Origin of the sequence: Paenibacillus sp. FSL R10-2199, assembly GCF_038000235.1 — a bacterium.
GTDB lineage: Bacteria > Bacillota > Bacilli > Paenibacillales > Paenibacillaceae > Paenibacillus_AQ > Paenibacillus_AQ phytohabitans.
In genome coordinates this window covers 5,832,759-5,850,689 of the sequence record NZ_JBBOBO010000001.1, presented here as the reverse complement: position 1 = coordinate 5,850,689, position 17,931 = coordinate 5,832,759, and the positions used below count along the sequence as shown (strand labels likewise).

General features: G+C 53.0%; 15 protein-coding genes. 11 read left to right on the top strand and 4 right to left on the bottom strand.

Annotated features, from left to right (window positions below; translation table 11 throughout):
• Positions 1–66: 66 nt before the first annotated feature.
• Complete coding sequence (locus NYE33_RS25690; RefSeq protein WP_340987514.1) at positions 67–1,056, top strand: aldose 1-epimerase; 990 nt, start codon at positions 67–69, stop codon at positions 1,054–1,056.
• 423 nt (positions 1,057–1,479) lie between these two features.
• Complete coding sequence (locus NYE33_RS25685) at positions 1,480–3,291, top strand: LTA synthase family protein (RefSeq protein ID WP_341068180.1); 1,812 nt, start codon at positions 1,480–1,482, stop codon at positions 3,289–3,291.
• 15 nt (positions 3,292–3,306) lie between these two features.
• Here the strand turns inward: NYE33_RS25685 and NYE33_RS25680 are convergent, their stop codons facing one another.
• The 4 genes from NYE33_RS25680 to NYE33_RS25665 form a co-directional block, all read right to left on the bottom strand.
• Positions 3,307–4,293 carry a hypothetical protein gene (locus NYE33_RS25680; protein ID WP_042136628.1) on the bottom strand — a complete coding sequence of 329 codons (987 nt, stop codon included), beginning with the start codon at positions 4,291–4,293 and terminating at the stop codon, positions 3,307–3,309.
• Positions 4,290–5,282, bottom strand: a complete 993-nt coding sequence (locus tag NYE33_RS25675; protein ID WP_341068179.1) for a hypothetical protein — start codon at positions 5,280–5,282, stop codon at positions 4,290–4,292. Before NYE33_RS25675 ends, NYE33_RS25680 begins: the two co-directional genes overlap by 4 nt.
• On the bottom strand, positions 5,272–6,192 hold the full coding sequence (locus NYE33_RS25670; protein ID WP_076245471.1) for a helix-turn-helix transcriptional regulator: 921 nt from the start codon (positions 6,190–6,192) through the stop codon (positions 5,272–5,274). The genes NYE33_RS25675 and NYE33_RS25670 overlap by 11 nt, the downstream gene beginning before the upstream one ends.
• A 125-nt stretch (positions 6,193–6,317) precedes the next feature.
• Entirely contained in the window at positions 6,318–6,506 is a 189-nt protein-coding gene (locus NYE33_RS25665) for a hypothetical protein (RefSeq protein WP_042136633.1), read from the bottom strand.
• A gap of 268 nt (positions 6,507–6,774) precedes the next feature.
• Between NYE33_RS25665 and NYE33_RS25660 the strand changes: the two genes are divergently transcribed.
• From NYE33_RS25660 to NYE33_RS25620, 9 genes are all read left to right on the top strand, one after another.
• Entirely contained in the window at positions 6,775–7,788 is a 1,014-nt protein-coding gene (locus tag NYE33_RS25660) for a substrate-binding domain-containing protein (RefSeq protein ID WP_341068177.1), read from the top strand.
• A gap of 30 nt (positions 7,789–7,818) precedes the next feature.
• On the top strand, positions 7,819–9,684 hold the full coding sequence (locus NYE33_RS25655; protein WP_341068176.1) for a cache domain-containing sensor histidine kinase: 1,866 nt from the start codon (positions 7,819–7,821) through the stop codon (positions 9,682–9,684).
• Positions 9,685–9,705: 21 nt separating this feature from the next.
• Positions 9,706–10,941 (top strand): response regulator, encoded by a 1,236-nt coding sequence (locus NYE33_RS25650; RefSeq protein ID WP_341068175.1) that lies wholly within the window; start codon positions 9,706–9,708, stop codon positions 10,939–10,941.
• A 36-nt stretch (positions 10,942–10,977) separates the two neighbouring features.
• On the top strand, positions 10,978–11,310 hold the full coding sequence (locus tag NYE33_RS25645) for a hypothetical protein (protein ID WP_341068173.1): 333 nt from the start codon (positions 10,978–10,980) through the stop codon (positions 11,308–11,310).
• Positions 11,311–11,510: 200 nt separating this feature from the next.
• Positions 11,511–12,599: a multiple monosaccharide ABC transporter substrate-binding protein gene (gene chvE, locus NYE33_RS25640; protein ID WP_076245477.1), complete on the top strand. Its 1,089-nt coding sequence runs from the start codon at positions 11,511–11,513 to the stop codon at positions 12,597–12,599.
• Between the two features lie 154 nt (positions 12,600–12,753).
• Positions 12,754–14,283 carry a multiple monosaccharide ABC transporter ATP-binding protein gene (mmsA, locus tag NYE33_RS25635; RefSeq protein ID WP_340987506.1) on the top strand — a complete coding sequence of 510 codons (1,530 nt, stop codon included), beginning with the start codon at positions 12,754–12,756 and terminating at the stop codon, positions 14,281–14,283.
• Between the two features lie 6 nt (positions 14,284–14,289).
• A complete protein-coding gene (gene mmsB, locus NYE33_RS25630; RefSeq protein WP_042136644.1) occupies positions 14,290–15,453 on the top strand; it encodes a multiple monosaccharide ABC transporter permease in 1,164 nt (387 codons plus the stop codon).
• A 150-nt stretch (positions 15,454–15,603) separates the two neighbouring features.
• Positions 15,604–16,272, top strand: coding sequence for a TraX family protein (locus NYE33_RS25625; RefSeq protein WP_340946306.1), 669 nt, complete (start codon positions 15,604–15,606; stop codon positions 16,270–16,272).
• Positions 16,273–16,365: 93 nt separating this feature from the next.
• Entirely contained in the window at positions 16,366–17,874 is a 1,509-nt protein-coding gene (locus NYE33_RS25620) for a copper amine oxidase N-terminal domain-containing protein (protein WP_341068172.1), read from the top strand.
• Positions 17,875–17,931 lie beyond the last annotated feature (57 nt).

Genomic DNA, 17,931 nt, shown 5'->3' with positions numbered 1-17,931 from the left:
GGCAGATGTGGTACTCTATCTATGAGAGAGTCATTATGAGCTTATGGAAGGGAGATTATAATTATTATGTCGATTACTGCATTTGAAGGACAATATGAGGGAGAAGCCGCAGTCTGGCTCAAGGCCGGACGTTACGAGGCTGCAATTCTGCCGGGCATCGGAGGCAACCTGATCTGCTTCCGTGATACTGAGAGCGGTTACCGTTTCCTGCATGAGCCAGGCGCAGAAGAGATGGAAGCCTTCAAGGCAAGCCCCGGGATTCACGGCATCCCTGTACTGTTCCCGCCGAACCGTTATGAGGATGGAGAATTCCCGTGGAATGGACAAACCTACCGTTTTCCTGTTAATGAAGCCAAGACTGGAAACCATTTGCACGGATTCCTACATACAGCGGCCTGGGAGGTCGAAGAATTCGGCAGCGGCAAAAGCGAAAGCTTCGTCACTGTAGCGATTAAGGTGGATGAGAATCATCCTTCTTATCAATATCTGCCGTTCAAATACACCGTCAAGCTGCGCTATACTCTGGGAGAAGGCGGCCTGTCCCAGCAGTTGCTGGTCCATAATGACGGCGCAGAGCTGATGCCTTGTCTGCTGGCGTTCCATACTGCCATTAATGCACCGTTCGCACCAGGCAGTACGCCGCAGGATTACCGCGTGAAGCTGACTATCGGCGAGCGTTGGGAGCTTAGCGACCGGATGCTGCCGACCGGCAAATTCCAGGAGCTGACTGCGGATGAAGTGGCACTGCGTGATGAGGGCTTGTATCCGTTCTATGCGCCAATGGACAACCACTATACCGCTGTAGCCCAGAACGGCCGCAACCGCATGGAGCTTACCGACAGCAAAGCCGGCGTTACGCTGGTGTATGATGTGGGAACCTCTTATAAGCAGTGGATGATCTGGAACAATGGAGCTACTGAAGGGTTCTTCTGTCCGGAGCCGCAGATCAACCTCGTTAATGCACCGAAGGTAGATCTTCCTGCAGATGACATCGGATTGTTTGGTCTGGAGCCGGGAGAGTATTGGGAAGAGACTAGCCGCCTATATGTGAAGTAGGGGGGTATAAACTGAATTTCAGAGGTTAACATAAAGCTTCGGCGTCACTGCGGTGAAGATTTGGACTTCCGGCCGCTGTTGTCCCCAGATTTCTTGATATATACCGCTGCCCGCGGTTGAAATCCGGTGACAAAGGCGGACGCTACCGCTCCTACAGTTCCAAATTTCCCCTCCGGTCCTTTTGCTTATAGTTATTTCTTTTTTCAGTTTATATAGTTGTAGAGTTAGCAGAATGAAGAGCAGCGAAGTTCGCTGCTCTTTTTTGCGTGAAATACCATGCTGATAATCTCGCATCAGGGGATTATAGAAGAGGCTGTGAGGTGCATAATACGAAGATGTACTTCTTTTGGATACTGAATTTTAAGGCGGCTTTAAGCTAAAAGGCGTATACTACTCCTTTAATCCAGTTAGGAGTGAATCCATTTGTCGCGGTTATTGCCTTCCAAACGTTTCTCTTATTTGCTGTTAGTCCTGCTGGCCGGGGGATTTGTGCTGAATTATTTCCTGCAGGCGGCTTCCTTTAGTATGAATTTGACGGGTGCACTGCAGTGGATCGGCAGGTACCCATGGCTGTATGGTGCAGGAAGCCTGTTCATTTTCTTCATCCTGCTCTTAAGTTCAGTGATCTTGCCTAATACATATGCGGGGCCAGCGGTTGTCAGTGTACTATGTCTGCTGCTGGGTGTTGCCGATTATCAGAAGCTTGTTACGAGGGGCGAACCTCTTTTTCCATGGGATCTCATGCTGGTCAAAAATGCCGGTGAAATGAGCAAGATTACCAAAGGTATGATCTCACCACTGGCGCTAATAGCCGCAATATTAGTGGCATTTGGTCTGGCGTACATGATCCGCAAGCTGCCCAGGAACAGAATCAGGCTGCCTTTACGCTTAAGTCTGGGCGGGATCTCTGTCGCGCTGAGCGCAGGTTTTCTTGTGCTTGTCTCGGGCCATTCGTCTGTTGTTACGGCTATGAACTACCAGAACATCTTCTGGAACCAGAAGGTGAATTATACGCAGAACGGATTCATATTTGCATTTGCCGGAAATTTGCGCCAGAGCCTGCTGGAGAAGCCCGAAGGGTACAGCCGTGAAGCGGTTGAAGCGGTGGCAGCCAAGTATTCGGCATTGCCGGATGAAACGGCGGCAGCGAGTCCTGAGGAACAGCCGAATATTCTGTTTATGATGGACGAGGCTTTCTTTGATCCTACGCGTCTGCCGGGGTATACCTTAAGCGAAGATCCGCTGAAATTCATTCACGAAGCGGCGGATGAGACTCCGTCTGGTTATTTGCTGTCACCGGAATTCGGCGGCAATACGGCCAATGTTGAATTCGAGGCCCTGACCGGGCTGTCGATGTATTTCCTTGGAGACGGAACCATTCCCTATCAACAGCGGATTGTCAAAATGTCTTCACTGCCGTCCATCGTCAGTATTCTGAAATCGCGGGGCTATCAGGCACAGGCGCTGCATCCGTTCGATGAGACCTTCTATAACCGCAACCGTGTCTATCCGGTACTTGGTTTTGACAGCTTCATCAGTGAAAAGGATCTGCCGGATGCTAACCGCCTCACCCCGGATGGCTATATCTCTGACAAGGCTGCTGTACAGGAGGCTGTCCGCGAGCTTAAGTCGGCGTCCGGGCCGGCCTTCCTGCATCTGGTGACGATGCAGAATCATTTCCCGTTCACCAAAGGTCTGAATGGACCGAATACGATTACCGTAGAAGGCGGACAGCCGGGACAGAAGGACGAGATGGAAACCTATGTGCAGGATACTAAGCTGACTGACGAGGCACTGGCTTATCTGCAGCAGGAGCTGCTGACGATTGAACGTCCGACCATTGCTGTATTCTGGGGTGACCATCTGCCGGCGCTGACCGCCGGGATCTATACAGAGGCTGGCTGGGATCAGGAGCCTAGGCTGAAGCACGAGACACAGCTGCTGATTCTGGCTAACTATGAGATCGGTAATGAGCCGCTGGGCACACTTAGTCCGGCCTTCCTTGGCCCGACCGTCTTTAGACTATCCGGCCAGCCGCTGCCTGCCTATTACAAGCTGCTGAAGCAGGTGCAGGAAGAAATCCCCGGTCTCAGCAAGAATGTGCTGGTCGGGACCGGCAGCAGCGGAATCCTGAGTGAATTGACACCCGGGCAGCAGGAGCTGCTGGATGACTATCGCCTGATCGAGTATGACCTGCTGGAAGGGGAGAAGTATGCCGAGGGCTTAATGTTCTAACCGGATTGGCTATAATCAGCGCAGCCCCACATCATGGAAGCGGTTCTCGATCGGCTCGCGCAGCAGCAGGCGGATAGACTGGATCGCTTCGGTCTCGGTATGCTTAGCCTCTCTGACGAGAGGAAGCAGCCTTTGTTGCCGTAGAGTTGGAGCAAGTGACGCGTTCGGGCTTAATAGAGCTGTGATTTCACCGTAGACAGCGGAGAGATGCTCATAATGGCTGGCGGTGGACTCGAGCTCAGGCCAATATTCGCAGGCTGCTCTGGTGTAGCTGGACGCGTCCTTCTTACTGGCAGCATAGAACACCAAGGTTTCATATGCACCGGCAGCATCATATGATCTGCCTGTCAAGGCATCCAGCATGGCATCATAAGCCTGCAGTCCGCAGGCATACTGCGATTCCGGCAGCATCGGATCGTGTACCTCTGCCTTGTATACAGCCTGAATGAAGGATTCTCTGATCACCTGCCGTATGTCCTTCCGGATCTGTCCTTCGATGATCTGACAGTGCCAATAAGGGCCCGCATTTCTTCCCAGCTGCTCATAAGGCAGCTCCAGCTCTGCTCTTGAAGATATTTCGTTGTAGCAGAATACCTGCTTCTGATCATCGGAGCGGGTTATCACCACAAAGTTATCTTTCCAGCAGATGACGCCTGTGCCTTGCTCAAGCGATTTGCGGATTGCCAGGATAGCCTGTCTCTGATAGAGCGGAAACGTAGGGGTGAAATGAAACCCTGCCGCTTGTGCAGTAACAATGCCGATTAAATCTGCTGCCACCGTGTGCTCAGCCATCCAGTTATAAGCCGTAGGTGAGTCACGGTGAAGCTGCCTATGCACGGACAGACGGAAACAGGAGGCAGTCATTCCGGATAACATATATTTGGGCATTGTGAACCAGCCGTTAGCCGACAGAACCTGGTACATGGCATCTACATAAGAATGAGACAATTGCGGAGGATGCACGGCCGCCGGTACTGAATCCAATTCTGTTCTGTTCATCATCTGGCCGTATGCGCCCCCCATCTTGGAATAATTGAACGTTTCCGGTCCGGATACCGCCCGGAGATAATTCTAAGCTGCTGCATCGCGCGTTCCTCCAGCTCAAGCGCCTGCTGCAGGGTGGTACAGAGTGAGGGAAGCTGCTGGTGTACCAGCGCCCGGTTGCTGTTAGTCAACGGAAGTGCAACGTTCAACTGCCCGCGCACCATCTCTTCCAGCTCAGCATAAATACTGTGTACCTCATTCAGGCCCGGCAATACGGACTCAACCTCCTGCAGATAACTCGTGATCTCTGAGCGCGCCGTCAGGTAAGATTCGAGAATATAGACGGCCCCGCTGCTGTCGAACTCTCCCTGCTGAAGAGCCCGGATCAGGAAGCTGTAAGCCAGTCTGCCTGATGCAATGCTCTGATCGGGCAGTGTTTTGTACGGAGTCTCCCAATCCTCAAGGGCGAGCCTCAGTGATTCCAGTACTGCGTCACGCAGCGGAATATCCACCTTATCTCCGATATACTGGCAATACCAGAACGGGGTAATGTTGAGGCCGAAATTATCATAGAGCACATAACGGGTCTCGATGGACGATCCATCCTGCACATAGAACACCCGGTCGTCCTCATCATAGCCGTGAATAACGCCGAACTCCGGTATCCAGTAGACACAGGCGAGTCCGCGGTCCAGACTATGCTTCACATCTTCAATGGCGGCCTGCTGATATACGGCGAACGAATCATGTCTTGTTCTGCCTCCGCTATGTCCGGTAAGGATGCCGAGATTATCGATGGCCGGTCCATGCTCTTTGCCCCACTGTCCATAAGCAGTAACGGAGAAGGGGAAGAGCTTCTCATGCACAGAGAATTTGAAGGCCATACCGCTGAGCCCGGAGAGCATGAATGTGGGTCCATGGAATAACCCGGCGGCAGTGAGAACGGCATAGAGGGCATCGGTAAAAGATTTGGATTCGCGCTTCATTTGTATTCCGTTAATGATCACTCCGGCCCTCCTGTTCATTCAGCAGATTCAGTACGTTCTGGCATCTGATTCTTACTTTCTCTTTCAGCCATTTGGGGGACAGGATTTCGGACCATTCCGAGCTGAACAGCTGCCCCACAAAGGCCTCCGTGTCAAAAAATTCGATTTCATAGACTTCTCCATCAGCGGACCGAATCGTATACCCTCCCCATGAGGAATCTGCAGGCATCCCGCTTAGCCGGATTCTGGCTGTGAACGGCTTCAGCTGTCTATTCTGTTCCGGCGGAGCGGCTGAGAATTCATCGTCCGCTGCGAAATATCTGTCCGTCAGCTTCAGCTGCAGGATTTCAGTCAAGTTAAAAAACTCTGTCCGGGAATTCCCCTCTATGGCAGCAAGCACATAATCTTCATCCAGACGGCGGCTCAGTTTCAGGGGACAGAGATATAGCTCCTGTGGTTTGTCAGGCTGTTTCCGGCAGAGGATGTGAATTACATTACGGGCCTGAATGGCTTGTTCCAGGAGCCCGATAACCTGCAGACGCCGGGCATTTACTTCAAACAGAGGCAGCCTGTATTCCCCCGCCTGCAAGTGCTGGTCTGTGAACCGTTCCAGCAGGCCACCGACTCTCCGGATAGTCTGGCCGTTCTCATAATCATAATGGCTGTACCGGTAAGCCAGATATTTCAGTACCTGCTGCTCTTCGTCCGTGATGTACAGATGAGGCAGGACAAAGCTGTTATCCTCATACATATACCCGCGCTGGCTGGCCACGTACCGGAGCGGAGCCCGCAGAGATTCCGCCATATATTCAATATCCCGCTGCGCCTGGCGCCTGGAGATTTCGAATTGCTCCGCAAGAATATTGCTGTTCGGATAACAGGCATTTCTGATTTGCTGGTCAAACCACTGAATACGGTGAATATGGCTCATGCGGCTCCGCTCCTTTCTGTCAGATTTCAGTATAGCGTCTGCTGAACTTCCACCGCAACAAGGCAAAGATGCCGCCCGGACATCCATGCATGAAGCATGAAGCCGGGCGGACATCCGGGTTGTGTTTACTTGGCTACGGCATCTACTTTGGCTTGTGGCGCCTTGTCACAGCGCTTGCAGACCTTCAGGGTTCCCCCATCAGACTTTACTTTTGTGTAGAGCAGCTTAATTCTGGTTGTTCCGCAGACCGGGCAGGTGCCGCGGCCATGGGAGGGCAGGGTCCAGAGTACCCGTCCGCGCTTTGTTTTTACCATTTGTGTTGTCCTCATTTCAGCAATTTGAATGTTACTGTTCCAGTATAAAACAGCTGGTACGACATAAAATGTCGCATCAGATTCATAATTCTAAGAGCAAGGCTTCCGGACCGCCTAACCGATGCTCAAACTGATGCTCCAGCCGAAGCAGATCAAACAAGCGGATCGTAATTGACGGAAAGCCTGCTAAGCCTTTAGACTAGACTGGACATCGGTCAGGGCAAGCGGACGATGTCCTTTACTTCTTTTTTTGAAAGGGGTTACATATGTGAAAAAGCTCTGGCTAGTCTATGTACTGCTAATCGGTATCTTCCTGATCTATGTGCTGAATTACAAGCAGCAGGGGGATTCGGCGGACCCGTGGGAGACAGCCGGACTGCGCGGGAATATTGAAGATAAATATGTGATGGTCACGTTCCAGATCGGCATCGACTACTGGAAAAGCGTGCTGAAGGGCTTCGAGGATGCGGCAGAGGAGCTTAATGTGTCCGTGGAATACCACGGCTCGACCCAGCATAATGCCAATGAACAGATGACCGTGCTGGAGCAGACCATCGCCAAGAAGCCGGCAGGGATTGCGATTTCGGCGGTGAATTCCAAGCTGCTCACGGCGACCATCAACAAGGCGGTGGAGGCCGGCATTCCGGTGGTATTATTTGATTCGGGAGCGCCGGACAGCAAGGCTTATTCCTTCCTGGGAACGGGTAATTACAATGCCGGGACCCAGGCCGCACATAAGATGGCTGAGCTGACCGGCAGCAAAGGCGAAGTGGCCATCATCACCACACCGGATCAGCATAATCATCAAGAGCGGACCGATGGCTTCCGGGATACTATCCGAAACGAGTATCCGGAGATGACGCTTGTAGCCGTCAAAGATGGCCGGGGAGACCAGGTGGCCTCGCGGGAAGCTGCCGAGCAGCTGCTGGCCGGGTACCCGCAGCTGGCCGGGATTTTTGCCACGGAATCCAATGGCGGGATCGGTGTGGCAGAGGCGGTGGATGCTGCTCTAGGCAGCGGCCTTGCACCGCAGATTATCAGCTTCGATACCGATAAGGGCACGCTCGATCTGGTGAAGGAAGGCAAGATTGCGGCAACCATGGCGCAGGGGACCTGGAATATGGGCTACTGGTCGCTGACAGAGCTGTTTCATCTGCATCGTGATCTGGAAGCGGACCCTGAAGCGTATGCGAACAATAAGCCCGTGCCCGTGCCGGATACGGTCGATACAGGGATAGACGTGGTCACACGGGTGAACGTGGATAACTATTATGCCAAGTAGGCTGCTGCTGCGGCAGAGGGGGAGCATGTGATGCGCAAGGGCAGCCTGAACATGGAGAAGCTGAAGCTGAATAATATGCCGATCCGCTACAAGCTGATTATTCATTTTTTGCTGATCAGCATTCTGCCCTCCATCGGGCTGGGGCTGCTGATTGGCTGGACGGTTGACCGGATCGTGGAGGAACAGAGCAACGAGAACACGGTGCAGCTGATCGGCAAGGTGAATACGGCCATAGAGAGCGATGTAGAGAATCTGCAGAAGATTACCTATCTGATTTCGTTTGACCCCGGTGTGCAGAAATTTCTGAAGGGGAATGTGACGGGTAACGGGCAGCGAGGCAGTACTGAGGGCAACGGGGAGTCGGCGGAATATAACATCCGCAAGTTTCTGCAGGGCTTCACTACACTCAGCTCCGAGATTGCCGGGATAATGCTGGTCAATAGTGAAGGCGATTTCATCAGCAATGAGATGTATACCCGTTCCGGTACCCGGCTGACGGAGGAGGCCTGGTACAAGCAGGCAGCGGAGAACAAGGGGATCTTCAAGATTGTCGGGCATCCTTACGGCCGCGCTGTAATGTCCCATGTGGATTATAAGGAGAGCGAGGTGGTCTCTGCCGTAAGGGCAATTGTTGATCCTGAAACGCAGGTTGTGCAGGGAGTGGTGCTGGTCGACCTGAAGCTGCGGGTCATTGCCGAGACAGCCAGAGATGTCACACTGGGCAAGACAGGCTACCTGACGGTGGTGGACGACAACGGGGAGATGATCTACGCGCCGCAGCACCCATTTATGCAAAAGATTCCGGCAGGCCTGTTCACCGAGTCTTCGGGCATCACCTCGGAAATCGTGGACGGCCGCCATTTGCAGCTGATCTACCGGACCTCTCCCTTTACAGGCTGGACAACGATGGGCGTATTTCCGATGGATGAGTCAGCCTTTGGGGTACGCGAGATTACCTTCAATGTCGTAACCTTCGTGTTTGTAGTCTGTATGCTGGGGATGACGGCTTCCTTCTATCTCGCATATTCCATTTCACGTCCTATCGGACAACTGGCTTCCTTCATGAGCAAGGCACAGTCGGGCGATCTGACGATCCGCTACTGGGGGAACCGTTCTGATGAGATCGGGCTGCTCGGGCGCAGCTTCAATACCATGCTGGCCCAGATTGGCCGGCTCTTGTCTCTGACAGAACTGCAGGCGCGGCAAAAGAGGGAAGCGGAGCTGCGCAGTCTGCAGGCGCATATCAAGCCGCATTTTCTCTACAATACGCTGGATACGATCCACTGGATGGCCCGCAGCAAGGAGGCGGAGGATATTGCCGAGGTGGTGCAGTCCCTGTCCAAGCTGTTCCGGCTGGGCTTAAGCAAAGGGAGCGATATGATCCCGCTCTCCGATGAGCTGGAGCATATCGTCAGCTATCTGAAGATCCAGCATGTCCGCTACAGCAGCAAGCTGACATATTCCATCGAAGTGGAGCCGCAGCTTCAGGAGCTGTATGTGCTTAAGCTGCTGCTGCAGCCGATGGTGGAGAATGCGATTTATCACGGCATTAAGGAACGCCGCGGTCCCGGACATCTATCTATTGAGGTCGTGGAAAGGGAGAATGAGCTATACCTTACAGTTCGTGATGACGGTGCAGGGATCACTCCGCAGCGGCTGAGTCTGCTGAAGCAGCGGCTTGAGGCTGTAGGAACACAGGACAGCGGGCATATGGAGACAGAAGCGCCGCTGCCGGACAGCGCGGGAAGCGGCTACGGAATTCTGAACGTGCAGGCACGGATTAGACTGACCTACGGGAAGCCGTATGGAATTACACTTGAGAGTGAGCCCGGAAGCGGCACGGTCGTAACCGTCCGGCATCCGGTGGTCCGTGACAGTTATCCTGCGAAGGATTAAGGAAGAGGAGGATATCCGAACATGCTGGACAAATGGAAAGTAATGATTGCCGATGATGAGGGGATCATCCGCGAAGGCATCCGGCAATGTGTGGACTGGGACAGTATGGGTATGACTGTGGTTGCCGAGGCAGAGGACGGGGAAGAGGCACTGGAGCTGGCGGTGCAGCATTCCATTCATATTGTGCTGGTGGATCTTAATATGCCGATTATGCATGGCATGGAGCTAATGAAGCGGCTGAGGGAACAGCTGCCCGGCTGCAAAATCATCGTCATCACCGGCCATGATGAATTCTCATATGCCCAGGAGTCGATCCGTTTGCAGGTGAATGACTACATTCTGAAGCCAGCCGAGCCGAAGCAGCTGATGCAGGTGCTCCGGGGTGTCAGGGATGAGCTGGAATCGGAGAAGCAGCAGAGCCAGCATCTGCAGCAGGCCTCCCGGCAGCTGCAGAAGAATTTCCCGCTGCTGCGCGAGCGCTTCTGTCAGGAATGGCTGGACGGGAATCTGAGCCAGGCGGAGATCAGGGAGCAGCTGCAATTCCTGCAGCTGCCGCCGCAGCGGCCGGAGCGGATCGGCATTATCCGCTGGAGATGGGAGGGCCAGCATCCGGGGATGAAAGAGAACGAACGCCAGCTGTTCCTGTTCGCGATCGAGAATATCATCACGGAGCTGCTGGAGCCGTATACCAAGGTGATCTTCCGGGACACTGCCGGACTGGTCGTTGCACTGCTGTGGGATGACGCAGGCGAGCAGGTGTTTGCCGGGGTAGAAGGTGCTGTGCGCAGCAATCTCAAAATTGCTGTTGAAGTCGGCACCCGGCTTGTACAGGGGGAGATTACCGAGCTGGCTTCAGCCTACCGGAGCTGCCGGGTGGCACTGGCCAAAGAGCAGCCGCTGTCACCGCTTGTCCGCCGGGCGAAGCAGTATATACAGGAGCATTACAGCGAATATGGGCTTACCCTGGAGGGGATGGCCGGGCAGCTTCTGGCCTCACCTGTATATCTCAGCCGCCTGTTCAAGCAGGAGCTGGGTGAATCCTTCGGCATGTATTTGACGCAAATACGAATCCGCCGGGCCGCCCAGCTGCTGCATTCAACAGAGCTGAGCATCCATGAGGTGGCTGAGCAGTCGGGGTATGAGACGCAGCATTATTTCAGCACTGCGTTCAAGAAGCAGACCGGCGTGTCGCCCCTGCAGTTCCGCAAAGGGGTGCAGCCTGAGAATGGAAGTGACGGCAGGCCCAGAAAAGAGTAGGATGTTCATATATACATACCGCAAGGGGTGCGCAATTTGGAAGAAGTCAATGCTGTGAGCAATACCGGAACGGCCGGAGAATATAGGCAAGCTGCACTGGGCAGCATCGTAGTTCTGGAGTCGTGTCTGGAGAAATTTGCGTTCACCGAGCTGACCAGACAGCAGATGAATCAATTTTTCAGGCTGTCCTCAGGGCCTGCGGAAGCGGAGAATATCACCAGAAGAATCTCGGGTGTTTATATGGCTTTCTTAAGCAAGACCAATTTCAAACACAAGACTGCAGAGAGTAACCGTCTTCTGTTCACCCAATTGAAGCAGGAGCTGGAAGAGATCAAGCAGGCGTTAAGCGATTTGAATCAGCCCGTATAACTCCATTGCTTCACCCTTAACCGTGTGCGCCTCCGGGCTGCATGCGGTTTTTTGTTGTACCCTCCGATTACAAAAGTTGGAATTTTATAAAAACAGTAGTCTGAGTGTAAATACGCCCCATGGCCTCCGTTGCTATACTCAACATGTCACACGGGAGCACCCGTGGAAGACAACAGAATAGTCCAGGGGGTAGTGCAGGAATGAAAAAATATTCAGTGATCACATTGCTACTAACACTCGTACTTATCTTATCCGCATGCGGCAGCAACGGGAATTCATCAAGCGGCACAGATGCGTCCAAAGGCAAAGTAGGCATTGCAATGCCTACGAAATCCTCGGAACGCTGGGTAAATGACGGCAACAACATGGTGAAGGAGTTCGAAAAGCTGGGCTACGGCACCGATCTGCAGTATGCCGAGGATGTCGTGGAGAACCAGGTATCCCAGATTGAGAATATGATCACCAAAGGCGTGAATGCGATTGTAATCGCTTCAATTGACGGAGAGGCCCTGACGGATGTGCTGCAGAAGGCGCATGATGCGGATGTCAAAGTCATCGCTTATGACCGTCTGATCAAAAAAAGTGAATATGTAGACTACTATGCAACCTTCGATAATTTCAAGGTGGGCGTGCTGCAAGGCTCCTACATTGAAGAGAAGCTGGGCCTGAAAGACGGCAAAGGCCCGTTCAATATCGAGCTGTTCGGCGGATCGCCGGATGACAACAATGCATACTTCTTCTTCGATGGGGCGATGTCCATCCTGAAGCCGTATATCGATTCCGGCAAGCTGGTCGTCCGCAGCAAGCAGCTTACGATGGATCAGGTCGCTACGCTGCGCTGGGACGGTGCCGCTGCCCAGGCGCGGATGGATAACCTGCTGAGCGCCAACTATGCCAGCGATAATCTCGACGCTGTATTGTCTCCTTACGATGGTATCAGCATCGGAATTCTCTCTTCCCTGAAGGGCGTGGGCTACGGGTCGGGAGACAAGAAGCTTCCGGTAGTTACCGGACAGGATGCCGAGCTGGCTTCCGTGAAATCCATTCTGGCCGGAGAGCAGACGCAGACGGTATTCAAGGATACCCGTGAGCTGGCCAAGAAGGCGGTGGAGATGACCGAAAGCGTGCTGAAGGGTACGGAAGCCGAAGTCAACGATACCACAACCTACGACAATGGTGTCAAAATCGTTCCGTCCTACCTGCTGGAGCCAGTGTCTGTGGATGCAAGCAACGTAGACAAGGTGCTGGTAGACGGCGGCTACTATACCAAAGATCAGCTGGGAGAGTAACCGGCTGCACAGAGTGAACTTAAGAAGCAGGAAGAGATCCTTCTTAAGTTCAGCTTATATGGCAGTTATTTAGCGGTAAACCGGCGGCAGCCAGGATTCAGGGCAGCCGCCGTCAGCCGCTGCACAGTCACAAGGAAAGCTGGGTGAGAGACACTTGAGTGAATATATCTTGGAGATGAAAGGCATTACGAAGACATTTCCCGGCGTCAAAGCGCTCGCGAATGTCAATCTGCAGGTTAAGGCAGGCGAGATCCACGCCCTCTGCGGGGAGAACGGGGCCGGCAAGTCCACGCTGATGAAGGTGCTTAGCGGAGTGTATCCGCATGGCACCTACGAAGGGGATATTTTGTATCAGGGGCAGGTATGCCAGTTCAAGGATATTAAGGACAGTGAGGGCCTGGGCATCGTCATTATCCACCAGGAGCTGGCGCTGATTCCGTATTTGTCGATTTCGGAGAACATCTTCCTCGGCAATGAGCAAGCGCGGCGCGGGGTGATCAACTGGAACGAAACGACGGTGAAAACCAAGGAGCTGCTTACAACCGTCGGCCTCAAGGAATCGCCGTTTACCGGAGTATCAACGATCGGCGTCGGCAAGCAGCAGCTCGTAGAGATCGCCAAGGCGCTCTCCAAGGAAGTGAAGCTGCTCATTCTTGACGAACCGACGGCGGCGCTGAACGAGGATGATAGCGAGAACCTGCTGCTGCTCATTCTGGAGCTGAAGAAGCGGGGGATTTCCTCGATTATCATTTCCCACAAATTGAACGAAATCGAGAAGATAGCGGATTCTGTAACGATTCTGCGGGATGGGCAGACCATTAAGACGCTGGATATGAAACGCGATGCAGTCACTGAAGATGTGATTATTAAGGGCATGGTCGGGCGCGATCTGACGAACCGTTATCCGGAGCGGACGCCGGAGCTGGGGGAAACCATCTTCGAGATCCGTAACTGGGAAGTATATCATCCCACCCAGCAGGACCGCAAAATGCTGGATCAGATCAATCTGCACATCCGGCGCGGCGAGGTTGTCGGCATTGCCGGGCTGATGGGCGCTGGACGCACGGAGCTGGCCATGAGCGTGTTCGGGAAGTCTTACGGCAAGCGGATCAGCGGACAGACCTTTATGCACGGCAGAGAGGTACAGCTTAACAATATTACCCAGGCAATAGAAAGCGGGCTAGCCTACGTCACTGAAGACCGCAAGCAATACGGCCTCATTCTGATTGACGATATCAAACGTAACATTTCACTCAGCAATCTGAAGAAGCTCTCCCGCCGCGGGGTGATCAATGAGAATGAGGAAGTGCTGGTCGCCGAGGAATACCGCAAGAAGCTGAACATCAAGACGCCGAGCATTCTGCAAAAGACCGTCAATCTCAGCGGCGGCAACCAGCAGAAGGTGGTGCTCAGCAAATGGATCTATGCCCAGCCGGATATTCTGATCCTGGATGAGCCTACACGCGGGATTGATGTTGGCGCCAAATACGAAATCTACTCGATTATTAACGGTCTGGCGGCAGAAGGTAAAGGCGTGCTGGTCATCTCGTCCGAGCTGCCGGAAATTATCGGGATGTGTGACCGGATCTACACGATGTGCGAAGGGCGCATCAGCGGGGAAGTGGAGCGGAAGGATGCATCGCAGGAGCTGTTGATGAAATTTATGACACGAAGCAGGGGGTAACACCGCATGGGAGCCATTACTGAACTTTTCAAAAAGAATATCCGCCAATACGGCATGATTATTGCGTTGATCTTTATTTCTATTTTCTTTCAAATTATGACGGACGGCATTCTGCTGAAGCCGCTGAACGTAACCAATCTGATTCTGCAGAACAGCTACATTCTGGTGCTCGCCATCGGGATGGTACTCGTCATTATCACCGGGCACATTGATCTGTCAGTAGGTTCGGTGGCCGCCTTCATCGGCGCACTTTCGGCCATTATGATGGTCGATATGAAGATGAATCCTGTGCTAGCTGTGATTCTCTCGCTATTGATGGGCGCTCTGGTCGGTGCATGGCAGGGCTTCTGGGTCGCTTATATCAAAATCCCCGCGTTTATCGTCACCCTGGCAGGGATGCTGCTGTTCCGGGGCCTAACGATGATCGTGCTTAATGGACAATCCATTGCACCGTTTCCCAAGGCTTTTCAGAAGATCAGCTCGGGGTTCCTCCCCGATATTGCCGGCGGCAGTTCGCTGAATGTGCTGACCCTGGTCATCGGAGTCATCCTGTCCGTTCTGGTTGTCTATCAGGAATACCGCAGCCGCCAAATCACCCTCAAATACGGCTTCGAACAATCCCCGGTGTGGATTTCGGTTGGCAAGGCGGCGGCACTGGTCATTGTAATCAACCTGTTCACTTATGTCATTGCCCAATATAACGGGATTCCGAACATCCTCGTCATTCTGCTGGTACTGATCGCGATTTATTCATTCGTCATGAATCACATGACGATGGGCCGGCATATCTATGCACTGGGCGGCAATGAGAAGGCGGCAAGCCTCTCCGGGGTCAAAACCAAACGTGTCACCTTCTGGGTATTCGTTAACATGGGGGTGCTTGCCGCATTGTCCGGGCTCGTGTTCGCTGCACGGCTCAACTCGGCTACACCCAAAGCCGGCACCAACTTCGAGCTGGATGCCATCGCCGCCTGCTTCATCGGCGGAGCATCCGCTTCCGGCGGGATCGGGACCGTGGTCGGCGCAATCATCGGCGGTCTGGTCATGGGGGTTATGAATAACGGGATGTCGCTCGTCGGCCTCGGCGTAGACTGGCAGCAGGGCATTAAAGGTCTGGTGCTGCTGCTGGCAGTAGGCTTTGATATTTATAATAAGTCGAAGACGGCTTAAGTTTGAATAGCCTCCAGAATTGCTCCCAGGCAGGGGCATTTCTGGTTTTTTGACATAAAGATCCCTTGCAACACTTGCAGCATCCCGCCCGGCCATGGATAATAGCATCTAAGGCGTAAACTAATACATAACTGTGACAGGAGGCCACAGATGCAGATTATTGCCATGCTGACCATGCTGATCGACCACATCGGCTATATTTTTTTCCCGGGCGAGCTTGCCTGGAGGGTAGTGGGGAGAATTGCTTTTCCGATTTACTGCTACGCGCTGGTGCAAGGGCATATACATACTTCATCGAGACCCCGCTATCTGCGGCGGCTGCTGGTGATCGCCCTGCTTGCCCAGATTCCGTACAATTTGGCGCTGGACCCCGGCGGATGGAATGTGGTGTTCACCCTCCTGCTGTCTGCTGCCGTGCTGACGCTGCTCGATAAGCTGCCGAAGCTGTGGTACGGGATTCCGGTAGTTATCCTTGCGGTGCTGCTCATGGATATTCTGCCGCTGGATTATAATGCGTACGGGCTGCTTCTGGTGCTGATTTTCCGTTATACCCGCTCGTATTGGCTTGTGCTGGCACATTTTGCACTGAACGTATTCTATTTGTTCTATTATAACTGGCTGGTGCAGATGGCCAGTATAGTCCCTACCATCCTCATTGCGCTGACTCCGGGCTTCTGGATATTACTGGAGCGGAAACGGCTGCCGCGCTGGGTCTGGTGGTCATTTTATCCCGCACATTTAGCGGTACTTGCGTTGGTAAAGATTCTCTTTTTCCAAGATTGGGTATCTATAGAGTGGCGGAGTTTATTTACCCTATGAAGGGGGAATAGAATCTGACCTCTACATTTACAAATCCTTCCTCCTTTGAGATGATGGATACGTTACCACATTATGAGCTAGAGGAGACATGCTATGAAGAAAATGAAAGCAAGAACCAAATGGATAGTGCCGTTTCTCGCACTGCTGCTGATCCTGGCAGGCTGCCAAACCGTCGGCGGATTTGATGTCAACAAGGCATTGCTCGGGGATCTCGATGTGAAGTCCTCAGAATCAAGTACGACGCTTAGCTTAAGCGCTGTTCCTGCAGTAGGCCTCCGTGCGGAGGATCAGGAGATTGTCGATCTTATTAATTCATTATCCCTCACGCTTGGAAATGTGAAGCTGCAGGACAACGGCAATGTCTCGGCATCGGGAATTCTAGGGTATAAGCAATCCAAAATTCCTTTCTCCTTCTTCATGGATCAGGCGAATATTGTCTTTACCGCTGAAGGAGCCAAGCAACCGTTCTACTTCCCGATTCAGGGATATGAAGACACACTCGGCATAGAAGGTCTGGATCAGACGAAGACACTGGAGCTCTCCAAGCTGATCTCCCAGTTCGTGGTGAAGAACCTGCCGAATCCTGGAGCAATTACGGTTGCCTCGGTATCGGAATCTGTATATGGCCAGCAGACGAGCTTGACGAAGCTACATACCGAAATTACTGGTGAAGAGCTTCCGGTGTTGCTGAAGAGCTTCCTGAGATCGATCTCCAAAGACACTGAAGGCTTCACTGCCCTGATCAGCGGCCTCTATGATTATCTGTATCCGCTGCTGGAGGCTTCAGGTGAAGATCTGAATAGTCTGGGCTTCGGAGAGATCCCGCTGGATGACAAAGAAGGCGTAGTCACTGTAGCGCATGATGCTGCCAAGCTGGCAGTGGATGCTCTACTGCTGGTCTACGACAAGCAGCTCGAGAGTCTCTATGAGAGCACTCCTGAACTGAAGACTGTTCTTGGTAAGGACACGAAGCTGACCGTAGATCTGTTCGTAGACAGCGGCTTCCATGTCCGTAAGCAGAATATTGATCTTAAGGTTGCTCTTCCGGCCAGTGAAGATCTGCCGCTGCAGAGTATCAATGTGAAGCTGGTTTCAGAGACCTGGAACGTGAATGGTCCTGTAACTGCTGATCCGATCAGCACAACCGGCGGCATTGATTTCTCCTCAGCGCAGCTTACTCCGGGTGAGACGCTGAGAAGCTTTGAACAGGGTTCTGCGGTCTACAACCTGCTCAAGGATGATATGGGGATTACGTCCAAGAGCCTGATGATGGCACCGGATGATGATTATTATTATCCTATCGTGGACAACGGCACCACTTATGTTCCGCTGCGCTATATTGCAGAGGACCTGGATGCTTCTGTTGAGTGGGATGCGGCTAATCGCGCGATTAATGTAACCGATGATGTCTACGGCGATCTGCTGGTATTCAAAATCGGCTCCGCACAGGCACAGATTGCCGGCGCTACCGTTAAGCTTCCACAGCCTGTATTCGTGGATGAATACGGAGATGCTTATGTGCCGCTGCGTGTTCTGGCACAAGGTCTACATGCTACCGTTGAAGTGGATGAAGACGGATATATCTGGATTGACCGTCCGTAAGGTTAAAGAGGTAAGCATGAAGCCGGAACCCCTAAGAAATTAGGTGGTTCCGGTTTT

Excerpts from the sequence above, each read along its gene's own strand:
- NYE33_RS25690 (WP_340987514.1), top strand. The coding sequence starts at position 67 with ATGTCGATTACTGCATTTGAAGGACAATATGAGGGAGAAGCCGCAGTC.
- NYE33_RS25680 (WP_042136628.1), bottom strand. The coding sequence starts at position 4,293 with ATGATGAACAGAACAGAATTGGATTCAGTACCGGCGGCCGTGCATCCT.
- NYE33_RS25670 (WP_076245471.1), bottom strand. The coding sequence starts at position 6,192 with ATGAGCCATATTCACCGTATTCAGTGGTTTGACCAGCAAATCAGAAAT.
- NYE33_RS25665 (WP_042136633.1), bottom strand. The coding sequence starts at position 6,506 with ATGGTAAAAACAAAGCGCGGACGGGTACTCTGGACCCTGCCCTCCCAT.
- NYE33_RS25655 (WP_341068176.1), top strand. The coding sequence starts at position 7,819 with ATGCGCAAGGGCAGCCTGAACATGGAGAAGCTGAAGCTGAATAATATG.
- NYE33_RS25650 (WP_341068175.1), top strand. The coding sequence starts at position 9,706 with ATGCTGGACAAATGGAAAGTAATGATTGCCGATGATGAGGGGATCATC.
- chvE (WP_076245477.1), top strand. The coding sequence starts at position 11,511 with ATGAAAAAATATTCAGTGATCACATTGCTACTAACACTCGTACTTATC.
- mmsB (WP_042136644.1), top strand. The coding sequence starts at position 14,290 with ATGGGAGCCATTACTGAACTTTTCAAAAAGAATATCCGCCAATACGGC.
- NYE33_RS25625 (WP_340946306.1), top strand. The coding sequence starts at position 15,604 with ATGCAGATTATTGCCATGCTGACCATGCTGATCGACCACATCGGCTAT.
- NYE33_RS25620 (WP_341068172.1), top strand. The coding sequence starts at position 16,366 with ATGAAGAAAATGAAAGCAAGAACCAAATGGATAGTGCCGTTTCTCGCA.